Source organism: Stenotrophomonas sp. YIM B06876 (assembly GCF_030711595.1).
In the GTDB taxonomy this organism is placed as follows: domain Bacteria; phylum Pseudomonadota; class Gammaproteobacteria; order Xanthomonadales; family Xanthomonadaceae; genus Stenotrophomonas.
Window position 1 is genome coordinate 1 of the sequence record NZ_JAUJUJ010000080.1, and the last position, 1,974, is coordinate 1,974.

Genomic DNA, 1,974 nt, shown 5'->3' on the forward strand with positions numbered 1-1,974 from the left:
CACTGAGCTGTGGTGACGGTCAAACAGGGACGCGATCTGGTGCAAGGACTCGCCCTGCTGCCAGCGATCCCACATCAGCGACTTCTGGGTGCCCGTGTAGTAGATCCTCTTCCTGCGATTCATCCGCAACACTCCTACTGCCTATGCAGCTGTCCGTGTGTTGCATTGATCATATGAATCCACGGCCGAAAGCGGTCATTAGGCGCCTGTGTTGTTTCCGAGGCGGCTGAGGTTCGGGCTTACAAGTTTTGGTTCAAACTCCCGGCACACGAGGTGTCTTCAGGAACAACGGCCCTGTGGGCGCAGGAGGCGGCTGCGGTCTGTCTGCAGGGGGCGCGTATCCAAGAAGCCACCGACCGGAAACAACGAACGCCCCATGCGGGGGCGTTCGTGTCATTACCTGCGGAGCGGGCTTACCAGAAGAACTGCAGGCGGGCTTCCAGGATGTTCGGCTTGTCGCTGACGAAGCTGCGGGCGCTGGTGCTGTACTTCTTGCTGTCCACCATCACGTAGTTCAACGCGAACTTGAAGTTCGAGCGCCAGTACCAGTTGGCGCCCACGGTCCAGACATCCATCTTGCCGCCGAGCACGCCATCGACGATCGGCGCGCCGCCGACCACCGCGGGTGCACGCAGGCGGCCGTCGTCCAGGTCGATGTGGTCGAAGCGTGCGCCCAGCTGCCACATGCCGCGGCCCGGCTCGGACGGCAGGCCGGTGGAGGGCACACCGCCCTTGTAGCCCCAGGTCTCGCCGGTGACGTTCCACATGCCGCTGAGGTAGTAGCCGCTGGCCGAATAGTTGTCGTGGTCGTAGCGCTTGACCTTGGAGCTGTAGTACTCGCCCTGGGCCTTGAACGGGCCACCGACATACATCGCTTCGGCGCCGAGGGTGCTGACGCGATCGGTATCGGTCAGGTTGCCGCTGTCGACCAGGCGCACCGTGGCCAGGTCGGCGTTGGGCCGGGCGCGCAGCCGCAGCGTATCGGCATCGGTGTCGTAATCGACATAGCTCAAGCCGAAATGCAGGACGTTGCCCTTGTCGTTGATCGGGGCGAACGTGCCGCGCAGGCCGTAGCCGCTGCCATGGGCCAGATTGCGGGTCAGCTCGCGGCCGAACGCGCTGCCGGTGATGCTCCAGTTGCTGTCACCGACGCCATACCCCGCGCCCAGCCGGCGCGCGACCGCGAAGGTGTTGGTCACCGTGGCCTTGGAAATGAAGTCGTTGTTCTTGGTGCTGGACAGCTCTTCCAGGCTGTTGGGCTGTTTGAACTGGCCCAGCTGCAGGAAATGGTTGCTGTCGCCGCCCAGCTTGTACTTGAGATTGGCATCAAGGAACTTGTCGGCCTTGGCGTCATAGCCGGCGACCCACTCGAGGTTGCCCGGGCCCTTGCCCTTGAGCACCAGCTCGGCGCGACGCAGTTCGAATTCACTGTCCTTGCCGTTGATGCCGGCGCCATTGAGGTCGGCGCGGTCGTTGTCGAACCAGTTGCCGTCGGCCTGCATCAGGCCTTCAAACGTGATTTCGGAGCCGGCAATGACGTCGACGGCGATTTCGGCATGGGCGACCGGAACGAACAGCGCCGTCGCCACGGCCGCAGTGAGAAGTTGGCGATGCAGTTTCATGGATGGCCTTGCAGGCAGGTTGAGGATGCAGCGCAGGTTAGATCGTGAAGATTGCGTAAATATTACAGCCGCTGCAGCCGTTGCTCCGGTCTGCGCGGCGGCAGGGGATACCGGCGACGCGCCGCTGTCACCGCGCCGTGTCGCGTGGATGACAGTTGTGGCTGCCGCCGGTGCGGGGTTCAACGCTCCGCAGGAGCCGTATTGTCCTTGTAACAGCACAGGTCGCGGATCACGCACTGCGGGCAGTCCGGTTTGCGGGCCTTGCACACGTAGCGGCCGTGCAGGATCAGCCGGCCCCCAGCGGCAGACCGGCGCCATCGTGATGAGGCCGCGCCCGCGGCGGGCGGTGTCA

The 1,974-nt window shown here is 63.9% G+C and carries 1 protein-coding gene and 2 pseudogenes; all 3 read right to left on the reverse strand.

The annotated features are described in order from the left end of the window. Positions 1-123, reverse strand: a pseudogene (locus QZH66_RS14635) (IS30 family transposase); the annotation flags it as partial. Between the two features lie 290 nt (positions 124-413). After that, complete coding sequence (locus QZH66_RS14640; RefSeq protein WP_305806659.1) at positions 414-1,622, reverse strand: OprO/OprP family phosphate-selective porin; 1,209 nt, start codon at positions 1,620-1,622, stop codon at positions 414-416. Positions 1,623-1,801: 179 nt separating this feature from the next. Next, a pseudogene (locus QZH66_RS14645) lies at positions 1,802-1,912 on the reverse strand (endonuclease III); the annotation flags it as partial. Positions 1,913-1,974 lie beyond the last annotated feature (62 nt).

Excerpts from the sequence above, each read along its gene's own strand:
- QZH66_RS14640 (WP_305806659.1), bottom strand. The coding sequence starts at position 1,622 with ATGAAACTGCATCGCCAACTTCTCACTGCGGCCGTGGCGACGGCGCTG.